15 protein-coding genes are annotated in these 16,114 nt (G+C 70.8%); 9 read left to right on the top strand and 6 right to left on the bottom strand.

The features are described 5' to 3' along the window. Window positions 1-61 precede the first annotated feature (61 nt). Entirely contained in the window at window positions 62-910 is an 849-nt protein-coding gene (locus ABZ880_RS52415) for a hypothetical protein (protein ID WP_361278638.1), read from the top strand. Between the two features lie 21 nt (window positions 911-931). On the opposite strand, the gene ABZ880_RS52420 is transcribed toward ABZ880_RS52415, so the two are convergent. Next, a complete protein-coding gene (locus ABZ880_RS52420) occupies window positions 932-2,629 on the bottom strand; it encodes a hypothetical protein (RefSeq protein WP_361278640.1) in 1,698 nt (565 codons plus the stop codon). Between the two features lie 197 nt (window positions 2,630-2,826). Here ABZ880_RS52420 and radA point away from each other — a divergent pair, with 197 nt between their 5' ends. Further along, the gene (gene radA / locus ABZ880_RS52425) at window positions 2,827-4,236 is read left to right on the top strand and encodes a DNA repair protein RadA (RefSeq protein ID WP_361278642.1); all 1,410 of its coding nucleotides are present in this window, start codon (window positions 2,827-2,829) and stop codon (window positions 4,234-4,236) included. Between the two features lie 80 nt (window positions 4,237-4,316). Next, a complete protein-coding gene (gene disA / locus ABZ880_RS52430) occupies window positions 4,317-5,441 on the top strand; it encodes a DNA integrity scanning diadenylate cyclase DisA (protein ID WP_361278645.1) in 1,125 nt (374 codons plus the stop codon). Window positions 5,442-5,476: 35 nt separating this feature from the next. Here the strand turns inward: disA and ABZ880_RS52435 are convergent, their stop codons facing one another. Then, window positions 5,477-6,292, bottom strand: coding sequence for a hypothetical protein (locus tag ABZ880_RS52435; RefSeq protein WP_361278647.1), 816 nt, complete (start codon window positions 6,290-6,292; stop codon window positions 5,477-5,479). Between the two features lie 165 nt (window positions 6,293-6,457). Here ABZ880_RS52435 and ABZ880_RS52440 point away from each other — a divergent pair, with 165 nt between their 5' ends. The 5 genes from ABZ880_RS52440 (at window position 6,458) to cseC (ending at window position 10,961) form a co-directional block, all read left to right on the top strand. Continuing rightward, complete coding sequence (locus tag ABZ880_RS52440; protein ID WP_361278649.1) at window positions 6,458-7,357, top strand: A/G-specific adenine glycosylase; 900 nt, start codon at window positions 6,458-6,460, stop codon at window positions 7,355-7,357. A gap of 261 nt (window positions 7,358-7,618) precedes the next feature. Further along, the gene (locus ABZ880_RS52445; protein ID WP_030942678.1) at window positions 7,619-8,158 is read left to right on the top strand and encodes a SigE family RNA polymerase sigma factor; all 540 of its coding nucleotides are present in this window, start codon (window positions 7,619-7,621) and stop codon (window positions 8,156-8,158) included. Continuing rightward, window positions 8,146-8,781 carry a hypothetical protein gene (locus tag ABZ880_RS52450; RefSeq protein WP_361278652.1) on the top strand — a complete coding sequence of 212 codons (636 nt, stop codon included), beginning with the start codon at window positions 8,146-8,148 and terminating at the stop codon, window positions 8,779-8,781. Before ABZ880_RS52445 ends, ABZ880_RS52450 begins: the two co-directional genes overlap by 13 nt. Window positions 8,782-8,886: 105 nt before the next feature. Continuing rightward, window positions 8,887-9,591 carry a two-component system response regulator CseB gene (gene cseB, locus ABZ880_RS52455; RefSeq protein WP_361278667.1) on the top strand — a complete coding sequence of 235 codons (705 nt, stop codon included), beginning with the start codon at window positions 8,887-8,889 and terminating at the stop codon, window positions 9,589-9,591. A 62-nt stretch (window positions 9,592-9,653) separates the two neighbouring features. After that, entirely contained in the window at window positions 9,654-10,961 is a 1,308-nt protein-coding gene (cseC, locus tag ABZ880_RS52460; RefSeq protein ID WP_361278655.1) for a two-component system sensor histidine kinase CseC, read from the top strand. Window positions 10,962-11,053: 92 nt separating this feature from the next. On the opposite strand, the gene ABZ880_RS52465 is transcribed toward cseC, so the two are convergent. The 4 genes from ABZ880_RS52465 to ABZ880_RS52480 all read right to left on the bottom strand — a co-directional run bounded on the left by ABZ880_RS52465 (window position 11,054) and on the right by ABZ880_RS52480 (window position 15,241). Further along, window positions 11,054-11,911: a class I SAM-dependent methyltransferase gene (locus ABZ880_RS52465; RefSeq protein WP_361278657.1), complete on the bottom strand. Its 858-nt coding sequence runs from the start codon at window positions 11,909-11,911 to the stop codon at window positions 11,054-11,056. Window positions 11,912-11,916: 5 nt separating this feature from the next. Continuing rightward, window positions 11,917-12,351, bottom strand: a complete 435-nt coding sequence (locus ABZ880_RS52470; RefSeq protein WP_361278660.1) for a VOC family protein — start codon at window positions 12,349-12,351, stop codon at window positions 11,917-11,919. After that, window positions 12,348-12,839 carry a helix-turn-helix transcriptional regulator gene (locus tag ABZ880_RS52475; protein ID WP_361278669.1) on the bottom strand — a complete coding sequence of 164 codons (492 nt, stop codon included), beginning with the start codon at window positions 12,837-12,839 and terminating at the stop codon, window positions 12,348-12,350. Before ABZ880_RS52475 ends, ABZ880_RS52470 begins: the two co-directional genes overlap by 4 nt. Window positions 12,840-13,642: 803 nt before the next feature. Further along, the gene (locus ABZ880_RS52480) at window positions 13,643-15,241 is read right to left on the bottom strand and encodes an MDR family MFS transporter (protein ID WP_361278662.1); all 1,599 of its coding nucleotides are present in this window, start codon (window positions 15,239-15,241) and stop codon (window positions 13,643-13,645) included. A 175-nt stretch (window positions 15,242-15,416) separates the two neighbouring features. On the opposite strand from ABZ880_RS52480, the gene ABZ880_RS52485 reads away from it, so the two are divergent. Continuing rightward, window positions 15,417-16,025 (top strand): helix-turn-helix domain-containing protein, encoded by a 609-nt coding sequence (locus ABZ880_RS52485; protein WP_361278664.1) that lies wholly within the window; start codon window positions 15,417-15,419, stop codon window positions 16,023-16,025. Window positions 16,026-16,114 lie beyond the last annotated feature (89 nt).

Consider the following 16,114-nt stretch of genomic DNA (forward strand, 5'->3'; position numbering starts at 1 on the left):
CTACTGCCACCTGGGCAGTCCTCCGTATTCGATGGGGCTGCGGGGGCCTTACGCTGGTCCTGTGCCAAAGACGAAAACGGCGAAGAAGGACAAGTCCGCCAAGGGTTCCTCGCAGGTGAAGCCGGCGAAGACGGCGACGATGTCGAAGAAGGCCCGGGAAGCAGACGAGAAGGGCCTCGACTTCGCGCGCGCGTGGGTGGAATTCCCTGATCCGGCGGACGACGAGCAGGTCTTCCGGTGCGATCTGACATGGCTGACCTCTCGCTGGAACTGCATCTTCGGCAGCGGCTGCCAGGGCATCCAGGCGGGCCGCGCGGACGACGGGTGCTGCACGCTGGGCGCCCACTTCTCGGACGAGGACGACGAGAAGCGCGTGGCCGGGCATGTGGCGAGGCTCACGCCGGAGATCTGGCAGCACCACGACGAGGGCATGGCGCACGGCTGGGTCTCGGAGGACGAGGACGGCGACCGCCAGACGCGGCCGTACAAGGGCTCGTGCATCTTCCAGAACCGGCCCGGGTTCGCGGGCGGCGCGGGCTGCTCGCTGCACATCCTCGCCCTGAAGGAGGGTCGCGAGCCGCTGGAGACCAAGCCGGACGTCTGCTGGCAGCTGCCGGTCAGGCGCACCTACGACTGGATCGACCGGCCCGACGACACCCGGGTGCTCCAGGTCTCGATCGGTGAGTACGACCGCCGGGGCTGGGGTCCGGGCGGTCACGACCTGCACTGGTGGTGCACGTCGGCGACCTCGGCGCACGGCGCGGGCGACCCGGTGTACGTGTCCTACCGGGCGGAGCTGACCGAGCTGATGGGCAAGGCCGGCTACGACCGCCTCGTCGAGCTGTGCGAGCAGCGCCTGGCCTCGCAGCTGCCCCTGCTGGCACCGCATCCGGCGGACCCCGTCGACTGACGCCATTCGGGCCTGCGAGACCTACGGCGCCGAGGAGGACGGGCTCGGGGCGCCGCTGCCCGTGGGCCCGGGCGTCGGGCCGCCCGGATCGGAGGGGGCGGAGCTCGTGGGGGTGGGCTGCGGGTCGGGGGACGAGGGCGGGTCGCTCGAGGTGGGGTTCGTGGGTGCCGTGGCGGTCGGGGTCGGTTCCGGGCCGGTCGGCGGCGGGTCGTGGGGGCTCGTCGGTGCGGGGTCGGTGGGGCTGGGCGCGGTGCCGTAGCCCTCGATGGAGACGACGGCTCCGGCCGGTGAGATCGCCACCTGCGCGCTCCAGGAGCCGGACGGCTCGCGCAGAGAGTCGACGTACACCTTGATCGTCAACGACCGGCCCGGCGCGAGCGTTCCCGAGGACTGGCTCAGGTAGAGCCAGGAGACTCCCGTGGACGCGGACCAGCGCACGGATTCGGGGCCGGTCGCGGTGAGGGTGACGAGCGTGGTGTCGCCGCTGTTGCCGGCCGAGACCTGGAGGTGTCCGGCGCCCTTCGCGCCGGCGATGCTGATGACCTCCACGGAGACGTCGGGCTTGGTGCCCTTGCGGAAGCGGTTGTCGGGCTTCGCGCTGGCGTTTCCGGCGTTCTCGTAGCCGCCCGCCGCCTCGCCGTCGAGGCTGTAGGGGTCTTGCAACTCGCTGGCGGTGGCGGAGCGCCCGTCGGTGCCCTCGACGGCAGGTGAGCCGCGGTAGGCGGCCCAGAGGGCGAGCACGGGGGCCGCCACGACGGTGGCGACGACCGTCGTGGTGACGGCACGCGCGCGTAGCCGGTCCCGGCGGGCGGCGCGATCCTTCGGGTCCATGGGGAAGCCGCGCCGGTCGAACCGGGGCACGGCGACGCCACGCGCGCGTGGATGGTGCTCCAGCGCCACGTGCACGGCCGCGCGCGGTGCCTCCAGGACGGGGAGCTCGGCGGGGGTGACCATCGCGCCGGGCCAGCGGCCGGGGATGGCGCGCTCGGCGCTGCGGCGGCAGCGCGGGCAGTCGTCGACGTGCCGGACGAGCTCCTTGCGCAGGGCCGAGCTGAGCACCAGCTGGTTGTCGCCGGTGAGCCGGGCGACGCTCGGGCAGCCGCCGGTCTCGACGACGGCGAGGGCCGCGCGCGTGCGCTCGACCTCACAGGCGGCGGAGGCCAGCAGTTCGCGGGCGTTCGCGAGGTCCATGCCGAGCACCGCGGCGACCTCGTGCGCGGCGAGGTGGTGGCGCACGGCGAGTTCGAGGGCCTCGCGCTGCTCCGGGCTGGTGCCGGCGGCCTCCGGCCAGGCGAGCAGGGCGAGTTCGCGGCGGCGCTGCTCCTGGACCTCGTCGGCGACGGGAGATTCGGCGGGCTGCCGCTTCTCGGAGCCGTGCCGCCCGGCGGCGTGCGTGCCCTGACGTTTCTGCTTGGCCTCGGCGAGCTTGCGCAGACAGGCCCAGCGGGCCAGCGCGTACAGCCAGGCGCGGCGGTCGCCGGCCGACTCCGGGCCGCGGCGCTTCTCGGCGAGCGCGAGGGCCTCGCCCAGGGCCGCGGTCGCCGTGTCGTGGTCGCACAGCACGGACAGGCAGTAGGTGAACAGCCCGTCCAGATACGGCTCGTAGCGCGCGGGTGGGCGCTGCGCCAGCGTGCGCGCCGCGCCGCGGTCACGCGCCTCCCGGCGCGCCCGGTGTGCGCCGGTGGTGCGGGTCGAGGTCTCCGGACTGCTGCTCGTCATCCGTGGACCGTAGGCGCCGGAGAGCAGGCCCTTCTTCCCCCTTGAGCACATTTACTCCGTACGGGTGAAACGATCCCTCAATAGGGGACAGGAACCCTTCGTTCCGTGGCCGGTTCGCGATGGGCGGTGGCCGAATCACCGGGGTGAGCATTCGGTCGGCGGCCGCGTTGTCAGTGGCGGCGGCTACGGTTCTCGACATGGCTGCCCGTACCAAGACCACCAAGGACCGCCCGTCCTACCGCTGCACGGAGTGCGGCTGGCAGACGGCCAAGTGGCTCGGTCGCTGCCCCGAGTGCCAGGCCTGGGGGACGATCGAGGAGTACGGCGCGCCCGCGGTCCGTACGACGACACCGGGCCGCGTGACCACCTCCGCGGTGCCCATCGGCCAGGTCGACGGCAGGCAGGCCACCGCCCGCTCGACCGGCGTGCCCGAGCTGGACCGGGTGCTCGGCGGCGGGCTCGTGCCCGGCGCGGTGGTGCTGCTCGCCGGCGAGCCCGGCGTCGGCAAGTCGACGCTGCTGCTGGACGTGGCGGCCAAGTCGGCGAGCGACGAGCACCGCACGCTGTATGTCACGGGTGAGGAGTCGGCGAGCCAGGTGCGGCTGCGCGCCGACCGCATCAAGGCCATCCACGACCATCTGTATCTCGCCGCCGAGACCGATCTGGCCGCCGTGCTCGGCCACTTGGACGCGGTGAAGCCCTCACTGCTGATCCTCGACTCGGTGCAGACGGTCGCGTCCCCGGAGATCGACGGCGCCCCCGGCGGCATGGCGCAGGTGCGCGAGGTGGCCGGCGCGCTGATCCGCGCCTCCAAGGAGCGCGGCATGTCCACCCTCCTCGTGGGCCATGTCACCAAGGACGGCGCCATCGCCGGACCCCGCCTCCTGGAACACCTCGTGGACGTGGTCCTCAACTTCGAGGGCGACCGGCACGCGCGCCTGCGTCTCGTACGAGGCGTCAAGAACCGCTACGGCACCACGGACGAGGTCGGCTGCTTCGAACTGCACGACGAGGGCATCACGGGCCTGGCCGACCCAAGCGGACTTTTCCTGACACGACGTGACGAACCGGTACCGGGCACCTGCCTGACGGTCACCCTGGAGGGCCGCCGCCCCCTGGTCGCCGAAGTCCAGGCGCTCACCGTCGACTCGCAGATCCCCTCCCCCAGGCGTACGACCTCGGGTCTGGAGACCTCCCGCGTCTCGATGATGCTCGCCGTTCTGGAGCAGCGCGGCCGGATCAGCGCGCTCGGCAAGCGGGACATCTACTCCGCGACGGTCGGCGGAGTGAAGCTCTCGGAGCCGGCCGCCGACCTCGCCGTGGCCCTCGCGCTGGCGTCCGCGGCGAGCGACACCCCGCTGCCCAAGAACCTCGTGGCGATCGGCGAGGTCGGTCTCGCGGGCGAGGTCAGACGGGTCACGGGGGTCCAGCGCAGGCTGGCGGAAGCGCACCGTCTGGGCTTCACGCACGCGCTCGTTCCGGGCGACCCCGGCAAGATCCCTCCCGGCATGAAGGTCCTGGAAGTCGCGGACATAGGGGACGCCCTGCGGGTCCTTCCGCGCTCGCGTCGCCGAGAGGCCCCACGGGACGAGGAGGACCGCCGGTAGACTTTGCCCTGGTCTCGCCCGTCCGTACGAACAGAACGTTGACACGGGGGCGTCCCAGAACCTGCGACCGGAGGAGTGCAGTGGCAGCCAACGACCGGGCAGCAGCTCCCGGAAAGTCCGGTGGGAGTTCCGGTGCCGATGGCCTGATGCGCGCCTCTCTGAGCGCCGTGGCACCCGGCACGGCCCTGCGCGACGGCCTCGAGCGGGTACTCCGCGGCAACACCGGCGGACTCATCGTGCTGGGCTTCGACAAGACCGTCGAAGTCATGTGCACGGGCGGTTTCGTGCTGGACGTCGAGTTCACGGCCACGCGCCTGCGTGAGCTGTGCAAGCTCGACGGCGGCATCGTGCTGTCGTCCGACCTGTCGAAGATCCTGCGGGCGGGCGTGCAGTTCGTGCCCGACGCGACGATCCCTACCGAGGAGACGGGCACCCGGCACCGCACGGCGGACCGCGTCTCGAAGCAGGTCGGTTTCCCGGTGGTCTCCGTCTCGCAGTCGATGCGCCTGATCGCCCTCTACGTCGACGGACAGCGCCGCGTCCTGGAGGACTCCGCGGCGATCCTGTCCCGCGCCAACCAGGCCCTCGCCACCCTGGAGCGCTACAAGCTCCGCCTGGACGAGGTCGCGGGCACGCTGTCGGCGCTGGAGATCGAGGACCTGGTGACAGTCCGGGACGTGTCGGCGGTGGCGCAGCGCCTTGAGATGGTGCGCCGCATCGCCACGGAAATCGCCGAATACGTGGTCGAACTGGGCACCGACGGGCGTCTTCTCGCCCTCCAGCTGGACGAGTTGATCGCCGGCGTGGAGCCCGAGCGCGAGCTGGTGGTCCGGGACTACGTGCCCGAGCCCACGGCCAAGCGCTCCCGCACGGTCGACGAGGCCCTGTACGAGCTCGACGCGCTCACCCACGCCGAGCTCCTCGAACTGCCCACGGTGGCAAGGGCCTTGGGCTACACCGGCTCTCCGGAGGCCCTGGACTCGGCGGTGTCGCCCCGCGGCTTCCGCCTCCTGGCCAAGGTCCCGCGCCTCCCGGGCGCCATCATCGACCGCCTCGTGGAGCACTTCGGCGGCCTCCAGAAGCTCCTCGCCGCAAGCGTCGACGACCTGCAGACGGTCGACGGCGTCGGTGAGGCCCGCGCCCGAAGCGTGCGGGAGGGCCTGTCGCGGCTGGCGGAGAGCTCAATCCTGGAACGGTACGTCTAGACCCGGCGCCGGGGGCTGCGCCCCCCGCCGGTCGCTCAGTCGTTCTCGAGCACGAACGACGTCTGCACCTTCGTGAACCCCGGAGCCGCGGCCTCCACCAGATATGTGCCCGCCCCGGCCGAGCCCGCCGGAGGCGTCGCGCACTCGGGAGCGCTCGGCTTGCGGTCCCACGTCACGGTGTACGTGATGCTGCTGTTGGCCGGCGCCCGGAAGAGCAGGCTCCCGGAGGTCTTGGGACAGTCGGCGGAGGACCAGTAGTCGTCGTCGCTGCCCGCCTGCGTGATGGTCAGCACCGCCTTCTTCGGACCGAGATCCACCTTGCAGTCGAGGCTGGAGGAGTTGGTCGCGGTCAGCAGCACGGTGGGCGTCTGACCGGGCTCGTACGTGTTGTGCAGGCTGCGCACGGTCAACTTCACTGCGCTCGCGGTGCAGTTGGGCAGAGTGGAGCCCGCGGGAACCGTGTCGTTCCGGCCGACGCCGCTGCCCGAACCACCGGCCGCACCGCCGGCCGAGCCGTCCGACCCACCGGAGTCGCCGGATCCGGTCCCGTCCGAGCCGTCCGACCCCGAACTGCCCCCGGAATCCGACCCGCTGGAGGCGCCGGGGCTCGACTCGTCGCGTCCGCCCGGGGCTTGACTGATCGCGGGACCCGAACTCGAGGGTCCCGCAGTGATCGTGGGCGCGGGAGTCTTGCCGTTGGACCCGTCGTCCTTCTTGCCGCCGCCACCGCCCGACGTGACGATCCAGGTGATCAGCAGCGCCAACAAGGCAGCCACGGACACGAGTACGGCCCTCCGTCGCCAGTAGATGGAGGAGGGAAGCGGCCCGACAGGATTGCGCAGAGATCCCACGGCGCAAACTGTACGAGAGATCGGCACGTTCGCTTGCCCCACCCGCCGCCAGTGGCGCAACTTTTCCGGATCATCATTCCGGACATCGCGCCCTGCGACCCACCGCGCACCCCGAGGGGCAACGTCGGCCGAACCGCCGCAGGCCATGGCAGGATCGGAAGGGCCATGACTGCGCCCACGAAGCCCCCGCACAGCGACGCCCTGCACGCCCCCGTCATCGACTGGTTCGACGAGCACGCCCGGGACCTGCCCTGGCGCCGCCCGGAGGCCGGGCCCTGGGGTGTGATGGTCAGCGAGTTCATGCTGCAGCAGACGCCGGTCAGCCGCGTCCTGCCCGTCTACGAGCAGTGGCTGGCCCGCTGGCCGCGCCCCGCCGACCTGGCTCAGGAGGCCCCCGGCGAGGCGGTCCGCGCCTGGGGCCGGCTCGGCTACCCGCGCCGCGCCCTGCGCCTGCACGGCGCCGCGGTCGCCATAACGGAACGGCACGACGGCGACGTACCGACCGACCACACCCAGCTCCTCGCCCTGCCCGGCATCGGCGAGTACACGGCCGCGGCCGTCGCCTCCTTCGCCTACGGCCAGCGCCACGCCGTGCTCGACACCAACGTCCGCAGGGTTTTCGCGCGCGCCGTCACCGGTGTGCAGTACCCGCCGAACGCCACCACCGCCGCCGAACGCAAGCTCGCCCGCGCCCTGTTGCCCGAGGACGAGCGGACCGCGTCCCGCTGGGCCGCCGCCTCCATGGAGCTCGGCGCACTGATCTGCACCGCCAAGAACGAGACCTGCCATCGCTGCCCCATTGCCGCACAGTGCGCCTGGCGGCTCGCGGGCAAGCCCGAGCACGACGGGCCGCCCCGCCGCGGCCAGACCTACGCCGGCACGGACCGCCAGGTCCGCGGCAAGCTCCTCGCCGTACTGCGCGAAGCCCACGCACCCGTGCCGCAGGCGGCACTGGACCGGGTGTGGCACGAACCGGTGCAGCGGTCCCGGGCGCTCGACGGGCTCGTATCGGACGGTCTGGTGGAGCCGCTGCCCGGTGGTTTGTATCGGCTGCCGTTGACGTAACCCGTCGTAACGTCACGCCGCATCACAGCCCATCACCCCACCAAATCGCCCTATAACGACGCCAATCGGTGCGCCTGTTTACCCCGTTCCTATGTCCGTTACACAACCGACGGACAGCCGAGTGCTAGCCGAGCGTTGCTTCGGACAGTGCCGTGACAACACCTCCGTAGCTTCATTTGCGTACCCGGCAGACCGGGTCGCACGGAGACAGACCGACGGCGAACGGGCCGGCCGGACACGGGGATCGGGAGGCGGTTCAACATGGCGCAGGGCGAGGTGCTCGAGTTCGAGGAGTACGTCCGCACCCGGCAGGACGCGCTGCTGCGCAGCGCCCGCCGACTGGTTCCGGACCCGGTGGACGCGCAGGATCTGCTCCAGACGGCGCTGGTCCGGACGTACGGCCGCTGGGAGGGCATCGCGGACAAGCGGCTCGCGGACGCCTACCTGCGCCGGGTGATGATCAACACGCGCACCGAGTGGTGGCGGGCCCGGAAGCTGGAGGAGGTCCCGACCGAGCAGCTGCCGGACGCGAGCGTCGACGACTCCACCGAGCAGCACGCGGACCGCGCGCTCCTCATGGACATCATGAAAGTCCTGGCGCCGAAGCAGCGCAGCGTGGTCGTCCTGCGACACTGGGAGCAGATGTCGACGGAGGAGACGGCCGCCGCACTCGGCATGTCGGCGGGAACGGTCAAGAGCACGCTGCACCGGGCGCTCGCCCGGCTCCGCGAGGAGCTGGAGAGCCGCGATCTGGACGCACGCGCGCTGGAGCGTGGGGAGCAGGAGCGTTGCGCGGTCTGACGGACTCGGGCCGAGGGACCTTGCAGGCGGCGTTCACGGCGGTGGCCGTGCTCGCCGCCTTGGCCCTGTTCGTGTCCGCCTGCGCCACCGGCGGCACAGGCGCCCGTGACGAGGGCCCGGCGCACGCCGACTCGGTGGCCGGCGCCGCGGCCTCGCCCACGCCGAGTCCCTCCCGGACCGCTGCCCGGGTGGACGCGGTCAAGCTCGTCAAGGACGATCCGACGGTGTCGGCGGAGGTCAAGCGCGAGCTGAAGCCGTGCGTCGCCGACGAGTACCCGGTGGACGTGTCGTACGGCGACCTGACCTCGGGCTCGTCGGACGACGTCGTGGTGAATGTGCTGACCTGCGGGGACGCGGTGGGGGTCGGCTCGTATGTGTATCGCGAGGAAGACGGTCGGTACGAGAATGTGTTCAAGGTCGAGGAGCCCCCGGTCTACGCGGAGATAGACCGTGGCGACCTGGTGGTGACCAAGCAGGTGTACGAGAAGGGTGACCCGGTGTCGAGTCCGTCCGGCGAGATAGTGACCACGTACCAGTGGATCGCGGGTCGTTTCACCGTGCGGTACCACCAGCGGAACGACTACAGCAATGCCGTCGGCGGCGACGCCTCGGCGTCGTCGTGAACCGATCGGGCCCCTCGGAACGATCCAGTAGTGGCGGATCGCTCCGCCGGCAGCACCACGTACGCCACGACCGACACGACCGACACGAGAACTGAGAGCAGCGGGATGGCAGACCAGACCCATGTCCTGTTCGTCGAGGACGACGACGTCATCCGCGAGGCCACGCAGCTCGCCCTGGAGCGGGACGGCTTCGCGGTCACGGCGATGCCCGACGGACTGTCGGGCCTGGAGGCCTTCCGGGCGAACCGCCCCGACATCGCGCTGCTCGACGTCATGGTGCCCGGCCTCGACGGGGTCAGCCTGTGCCGTCGTATCCGCGACGAGTCGACCGTGCCGGTGATCATGCTGTCGGCGCGGGCCGACTCGATCGACGTGGTGCTGGGCCTGGAGGCGGGCGCCGACGACTACGTGACCAAGCCGTTCGACGGTGCCGTGCTGGTCGCGCGCATCCGGGCGGTGCTGCGCCGCTTCGGTCACGCGAGCGGCGGCGAGAAGCCGGAGGACGGCGCCGCCGAGATGGCCGGCGGGGTGCTGACCTTCGGTGAGCTGGAGATCGACACCGAGGGCATGGAGGTGCGCCGGGCCGGACAGCCGGTCGCACTGACGCCGACCGAGATGCGGCTTCTTCTCGAGTTCTCCTCCGCGCCGGGCACGGTCCTGTCGCGCGACAAGCTGCTGGAGCGCGTGTGGGACTACGGCTGGGGCGGGGACACCCGGGTGGTGGACGTCCATGTGCAGCGACTGCGTACGAAGATCGGCCAGGACCGGATCGAGACGGTCCGCGGCTTCGGCTACAAGCTGAAGGCCTGAGCAGGGGCGTCTGGGACATGCGGGGGATCTTCGGGCGCCCTGGTGCGAATGATGCGAATGACATGAGCGGTACAGGTATCCGTACCGGCCTGCGGTGGAAGCTCAGCGCGGCCATCGCGCTGGTCGGGGCGCTGGTGGCGATCGCGCTGAGCCTGGTCGTGCACAACGCGGCCCGGGTCTCGATGCTGGACAACGCGCGCGACCTCGCGGACGAGCGGGTGCAGATCGCGCAGCGCAACTACGAGCTGTCCAACCGGACGAACTTCCCGAACGTCAAGATCGACGACCCGCAGCTGCCGTCGGCGCTGCGGGCGAAGGTCGAGGAGGGCCGGCGGGCGACGTTCGTGACCGACCGGAGCAACGGCGTGCCGGACATCTGGGCGGCCGTACCGGTCAAGGACGGCCATGTGCTGTCGCTGCACACCGGGTTCACCGACCGCAGCACGGACATCCTCAACGACCTCGACCAGGCCCTGGTGATCGGCTCCATCGCGGTCGTCCTCGGCGGCAGCGCGCTCGGTGTGCTCATCGGCGGCCAGTTCTCGCGCCGGCTGCGCAAGGCGGCGGCCGCGGCCAACCAGGTCGCCAGGGGCGAGTCGGACGTACGGGTGCGGGACGCGATCGGCGGGCTCGTACGGGACGAGACCGACGACCTGGCGAGCGCGGTGGACGCCATGGCGGACACGCTGCAGCAGCGGCTGGAGGCCGAGCGCCGGGTGACCGCCGACATCGCGCACGAGCTCCGTACGCCCGTGACGGGGCTGCTGACCGCTGCGGAACTGCTGCCTCCGGGCCGCCCCACCGAACTGGTCCTGGACCGCGCGAAGGCCATGCGCACCCTCGTCGAGGACGTCCTGGAGGTGGCCCGCCTGGACGGCGCGTCCGAGCGGGCCGAGCTGCAGGACATCCTGCTCGGCGAGTTCGTCACCCGGCGGGTGGCGGTGAAGGACCCGGCGATCGAGGTGCGGGTGGTGCACGAGTCGGAGGTCACGACCGACCCGCGGCGCCTGGAGCGCGTGCTGTTCAACCTGCTCGCCAACGCCGCCCGGCACGGCAAGCCGCCGATCGAGGTCACCGTCGAGGGCCGCGTCATCCGCGTCCGCGACCACGGCCCCGGCTTCCCCGCCGACCTCCTCGCCGAGGGCCCGAGCCGTTTCCGCACGGGCAGCACCGACCGCGCGGGCCACGGCCACGGGCTGGGCCTGACGATCGCCGCCGGACAGGCCCGCGTCCTGGGCGCACGGCTGACCTTCCGCAACATCCGTCCGGCGGGCGCGCCGGACCATGTGCCGGCCGAGGGTGCGGTGGCGGTGCTGTGGCTGCCGGAGCATGCGCCGACGAACACGGGCAGCTATCCGATGCTGCCGTAGGACTGGTCGCCGTGGACTGGTCGCCGTGGACTGGTCGCCGCAGGGCGGGCTGCCGTAGGACTGGTCGCCGTCAGGTGGTGGCTCGGGGGGGCTCACGTGGTGGCGACCAGCAGCTCCTCCCCTCTCGACGGCCGTACCCCGTCCGTCCGGCCCGCGAAGTACCGCTTTTCGAGATCCTCCGCCGACACGTGCCGGGCGTCCCGGAAACCGGCCTCGCGGGCCAGGGCGAGCATGTCCGGTGGCCGGAAGAAGCTGAGGAAGGGTGTCCCGGCCGCTCGGGCGCCCTTGATCGCGACCTCGAGCTGCGGCCGCTGGTCCGGCTCGACGTCCTCGATCGGCCGCATGAAGGTCGTGACGAACGTCGACCCCGGGGCGAGGCCTGCGACGAGCCGGAAGGTGGCTGCGATCGCCTCCCGGGTGAGGTACATCGTGACGCCGGCGGAGGCCACGACGGCGGGCCGCGCCCTGTCGAGCCCGGCGGCGAGCAGCTGCCCCCACCAGTCCCCCTCGAAGTCGACCGGCACGAGCCGCAGCCACTCCGGGATGCCGTACCCGAGCTCCGCGAGCCGTTGCCGCTTCCAGGCCTGCGGACCGGCCTGATCGACCTCGAACACCCGAAGCCCGTGCGCGACGGCGAGCTCAGCCCGGCGCTGGGCGAAGGTGTCGATCCCGGCCCCGAGGACGACGTACTGATCCACCCCTCCCCCGGCGGCCCGCTCCACGACCAGATCCTCGACGAACCGGGCCCTGGCCACGATGGACGCCCGGGTTCGGCGGGTGGCGTCGACGTCCATGTCGGGCCGCTCCCGCCACCCGTCCCCCGGGTCGGATATCCACAGCCCGACCTCGTCCTCGATGACATGGGGCGGCGGGTCGGCCCGGAGGTGCAGGGCCCGCCAGAGGGCGACCCGTACGGCAGTGTGATCTGCGGCGATGGTGTGGTCTGCCATGCCGGTCAGCCGAAGTCCTTGGAGAAGTCCAGTTCCTCGCTGCGCTCGGTCAGTGAGTACCAGTTGCCGTTGTCGTCGCGGAAGATCGCCTCGATGCCGTACGGCCGCTCCTGCGGCGCCTGCAGAAACTCGACGCCGCGGGCCTTGAAGGTCTCGTAGTCCCCACGGCAGTCGTCTGTCCTGAACGCCCCCGCACCCAACACCCCCTTGCTGACGAGCTTCTTCAACGCCTCGGCGGACTCGGGGTCAAGACCCGGCCCGTCCAGGCTCATCAGCGCGAGCTCAACACCCGGCTGGTCCTTCGCTCCCACGGTGATCCACTTCATGTCCCCCATGGAGATGTCGTCGCGCACCTCGAAGTCCAGCTTCTCGGTGAAGAAGGCCTTGGTGCGCTGCTGGTCGAAGGTCCATACGGTGGTGATGCCCAGCCCAAGGATCATGGCTCTGCTCTCCCTGCTCTGTCGGGCTCTGCTCCGTCCGGCTCGGTGCCGGTGTCCTGTCCGTCACCGTAGGCAGGGCGAAGACCGGGGCGCTTCTTCAAAGTTGCGGTGGGGAAGCCGCCGGCCCAGAGCATGGCGTAGCACCCGGGTATGAGGGAGGCACCGCGGCCGACGTGCTTGGTGCGGTACTCGCTCGGGGTGAGGCCGGTACGGGCCTTGAAGCGGGCGGAAAAGGTCCCGAGGCTGCTGAACCCGACCAGGTTGCAGATCTCGGTGACGCTCAGATCCGCACTGCGGAGCATCTCCTCGGCCCGCTCGATCCGGCGATGCGTCAGATACTGCCCGGGAGTCTCGCCGTACGCCTCCTTGAAGGCCCGGATGAAGTGGTACCGCGAGTACCCGGCATGCGCAGCCACGCCGTCCAGATCCAGCCCGGGATCGGCCCAGTCCCGATCCATGGCGTCCTTGGCCAGCCGCAACTGCCGCATTTTGTCCATGGGCCCGATGGTGACACGCAGCTCTGACAATGAACCGAGACCACTGCCGCCGGCCAGGACCTCCAGCCCGCCGGCTAGCTACGCGGGGGCGAGGCCTGAGTCACCCCTTCCGGCCCGTCCGGGGTCCGAGGACGAGCCGGCTGCCATCCCCGACTCCCACCCACCCGCAGGGGCACGCTTGATCACCGCCGGTCACTCCAGCCCGTCCGGCGTTTGAGGACGAGGCCCTTCAGGCCGAAGGGGGTCTGGGGCGGAGCCCCGGCGGGGGCAGGGGCGCAGCCCCCGCCAGGTCCAGGGGTACAGCCCCGCGGAGGGGTACAGCCCCGCGAGCGGTGCAGGGGACGCAGCCCCCGCCAGGGTCCAGGGGCGCAGCCCTGCGGAGGGGTGCCGGGCACCCAGTCCCCGCCCGGGTGCCGGGCACGCAGTCGCCGCCGGGGGGCCGGGGCGGAGCCCCGCGGAGGGCACAGGGGCGCAGCCCCGCGAGCGGTGCAGGGGACGCAGTCCCCGCCAGGGTCCAGGGGCGCAGCCCCGCGGAGGGGTGCCGGGCACTCAGTCCCCGCCGGGGTGCCGGGGGCGCAGCCCCTGCCAGGGTCCAGGGGCGCAGCCCCACGAAGGGGCGCAGCCCCGCGAGCGGTGCAGGGGCGGAGCCCCGGCGGGGTCGAAGGGGCAGCGCCCCTGGGGATGGGACGGGTAGGGGCGAGGAAACACGACGAAGGCCCCCCGGGGCGGACACCATCCGGGGGACCTTCAGCTCACTGTTGGATCAGAGGGTCAGAGGGGCAGGGGTCAGAGACTCAGACGGCCTCGACGATCGGCGCCTGCGCCACCGCGTCCGCATCCCCGTCCTCGCCAGGCTTGGGCGCAGCCGGCCCCGCTCCACGAAGCGCGACCTCCTTCACGAACACCGCCGCCACCAGCGCGACCACGGCCACCACGGACCCCAGCAGGAAGGCGGAGTGCGTGCCCGACGACACCGCGTGCTGGTACGCCTCCCGCGCCACCGCCGGCAACTTCTCCAGGCTCTTCGCATCCAGCTGCGCCGACTTCTCGGTGATCTTCGACCCCAGCGCCCCGGCCCGCTCGGACATGACGTCCTGCACCCGGTTGTTGAACAGCGCGCCCATGATCGCGACACCGAAGGACGAACCCAGCGTCCGGAACAACGTGGTCGACGACGACGCGACGCCCATGTCCTTCATCTCGACGCTGTTCTGCGCGACCAGCATGGTGATCTGCATCAGGCAACCCATCCCGAGCCCGACGACCGCCATGAACACACCGGACATGAACCGCGAGGTCCCGGTGTCCATCGTGGACAGCAGGTACAGCCCGACGATCATCAGGACACTGCCGACGACCGGGAACACCTTGTACTTACCGGTGTTCGTGGTCACCCGCCCCGCCACCATCGAGGTCACCAGCATCGCGCCGAGCATCGGCAGAAGCAGCAGCCCGGAGTTGGTCGCGGACGCACCCTGCACGGACTGCTGGTACAGCGGCAGGAACAGCGTCGCACCGAACATCACGAAGCCGGTGATGAAGCCGATGATCGACATCAGCGTGAAGTTGCGGCTGCGGAAGATGTGCAGCGGCACCACCGGTTCCGCGGCCCTGGTCTGCCAGAACACGAACCCGATGAGCGAAGCGACACCGATGCCGATCAGCTCCATGATCCGCGCGGACGACCATGCGTACTCCGTACCACCCCAGGTGGTGACCAGCACGATCGAGGTGATGCCGACGGTCAGCAGCACGACACCGAGGTAGTCGATGCCCGCCTTGGACCGCTTCTTCGGCAGGTGCAGCACCACGCTGATCAGACCGAGCGCGAAGATCCCGAGCGGCAGGTTGATGTAGAACGACCAGCGCCAGCCCCAGTTGTCGGTGATGGTGCCGCCGACCAGCGGTCCGCCGATCATCGCGAGCGCCATGACGCCGGCCATCATGCCCTGGTACTTGCCGCGCTCCCGGGGCGGAATCAGGTCACCGATGATCGCCATGACGCCGACCATCAGACCGCCGGCGCCGAGACCCTGTACGGCCCGGAAGCCGATCAGCTCGCCCATGTTCTGGGCCATACCGCTGAGCGCGGACCCGATCAGGAAGATCACGATCGAGGTCATGAAGGTGGCCTTGCGGCCGTACATGTCGCCGAGCTTGCCCCACACCGGGGTGGCCGCCGCGGTGGCCAGCGTGTACGCCGTCACCACCCACGACAGATGCTCGAGTCCGCCGAGCTCGCCCACGATCGTCGGCATCGCGGTGCCCACGATCATGTTGTCGAGCATCGCGAGCATCATGGTGATCATGAGCGCGAGCAGCACCACCCGCACGCTCCTGGGCTGTTTCCCCGCCTCTGGTTCGGTCGTGTCGACCGTCTGTGTGTCCGCCATCGTTCCCACTCCCCTAGGTACTGCGGTACTTCCGGTACTGCCCCCGGCCGGCTACTTACTTGCCGCCCGGCTAGTTGACTACACTGGGGAAGGTAGACCCGTAACTAGCCGGGCGTCAAGTAAGTTTTCTAGTCGGGCGGCAAGTAAGTTCGCAGGGGGCGTGAGGAGCACGAGAATGGGCGGCACGATGGACGGCACCAAGCGGCAGCGCCGCGGCAACACCCGCCAGCGCATCCAGGACGTCGCGCTCGAACTCTTCGCCGAGCAGGGCTACGAGAAGACCTCGCTGCGCGAGATCGCCGAGCGCCTGGACGTCACCAAGGCAGCGCTCTACTACCACTTCAAGACGAAGGAAGAGATCCTCGTCAGCATCTTCGAGGACCTGTCCCAGCCGATCGAGGAACTGATCGAGTGGGGCAAGGGACAGCCGCACACGCTGGAGACGAAGCAGGAGATCATCCGCCGCTACAACGAGGCACTGTCCGAGGCGGCCCCGCTCTTCCGCTTCATGCAGGAGAACCAGGCGACGGTGAAGGAACTGCGCATCGGCGAGACGTTCCGCAACCGCATGATGGGCATGCGCGACATCCTCATCGACCCGGCCGCCGACCTGGTCGACCAGGTCCGCTGCATCAGCGCGGTGTTCACGATGCACGCCGGCATGTTCGCTCTCAACGACCTCCCGGGCACCGACGAGGAGAAGCGCAAGGCGGTCCTGGAGGTCGCGACCGCCCTGGTGACAGAGGCGCACCAGGGCATGCGCGCGTCCATGGAGGCCCCCTAGGCCGTGTCTTCGAATGATCTTGAGTGGTGGATCATGGTTGGGTGATACGTCGCCATGAACTGTCCGATGCCGAGTGGGAGTTCGTCCGG

The sequence above is a fragment of the Streptomyces sp. NPDC047043 genome, from assembly GCF_040644055.1.
GTDB lineage: Bacteria > Actinomycetota > Actinomycetes > Streptomycetales > Streptomycetaceae > Streptomyces.

Excerpts from the sequence above, each read along its gene's own strand:
- ABZ880_RS52420 (WP_361278640.1), bottom strand. The coding sequence starts at position 2,629 with ATGACGAGCAGCAGTCCGGAGACCTCGACCCGCACCACCGGCGCACAC.
- radA (WP_361278642.1), top strand. The coding sequence starts at position 2,827 with ATGGCTGCCCGTACCAAGACCACCAAGGACCGCCCGTCCTACCGCTGC.
- ABZ880_RS52440 (WP_361278649.1), top strand. The coding sequence starts at position 6,458 with ATGACTGCGCCCACGAAGCCCCCGCACAGCGACGCCCTGCACGCCCCC.
- ABZ880_RS52445 (WP_030942678.1), top strand. The coding sequence starts at position 7,619 with ATGGCGCAGGGCGAGGTGCTCGAGTTCGAGGAGTACGTCCGCACCCGG.
- cseB (WP_361278667.1), top strand. The coding sequence starts at position 8,887 with ATGGCAGACCAGACCCATGTCCTGTTCGTCGAGGACGACGACGTCATC.
- cseC (WP_361278655.1), top strand. The coding sequence starts at position 9,654 with ATGAGCGGTACAGGTATCCGTACCGGCCTGCGGTGGAAGCTCAGCGCG.
- ABZ880_RS52465 (WP_361278657.1), bottom strand. The coding sequence starts at position 11,911 with ATGGCAGACCACACCATCGCCGCAGATCACACTGCCGTACGGGTCGCC.
- ABZ880_RS52470 (WP_361278660.1), bottom strand. The coding sequence starts at position 12,351 with ATGATCCTTGGGCTGGGCATCACCACCGTATGGACCTTCGACCAGCAG.
- ABZ880_RS52475 (WP_361278669.1), bottom strand. The coding sequence starts at position 12,839 with ATGCGGCAGTTGCGGCTGGCCAAGGACGCCATGGATCGGGACTGGGCC.
- ABZ880_RS52480 (WP_361278662.1), bottom strand. The coding sequence starts at position 15,241 with ATGGCGGACACACAGACGGTCGACACGACCGAACCAGAGGCGGGGAAA.
- ABZ880_RS52485 (WP_361278664.1), top strand. The coding sequence starts at position 15,417 with ATGGGCGGCACGATGGACGGCACCAAGCGGCAGCGCCGCGGCAACACC.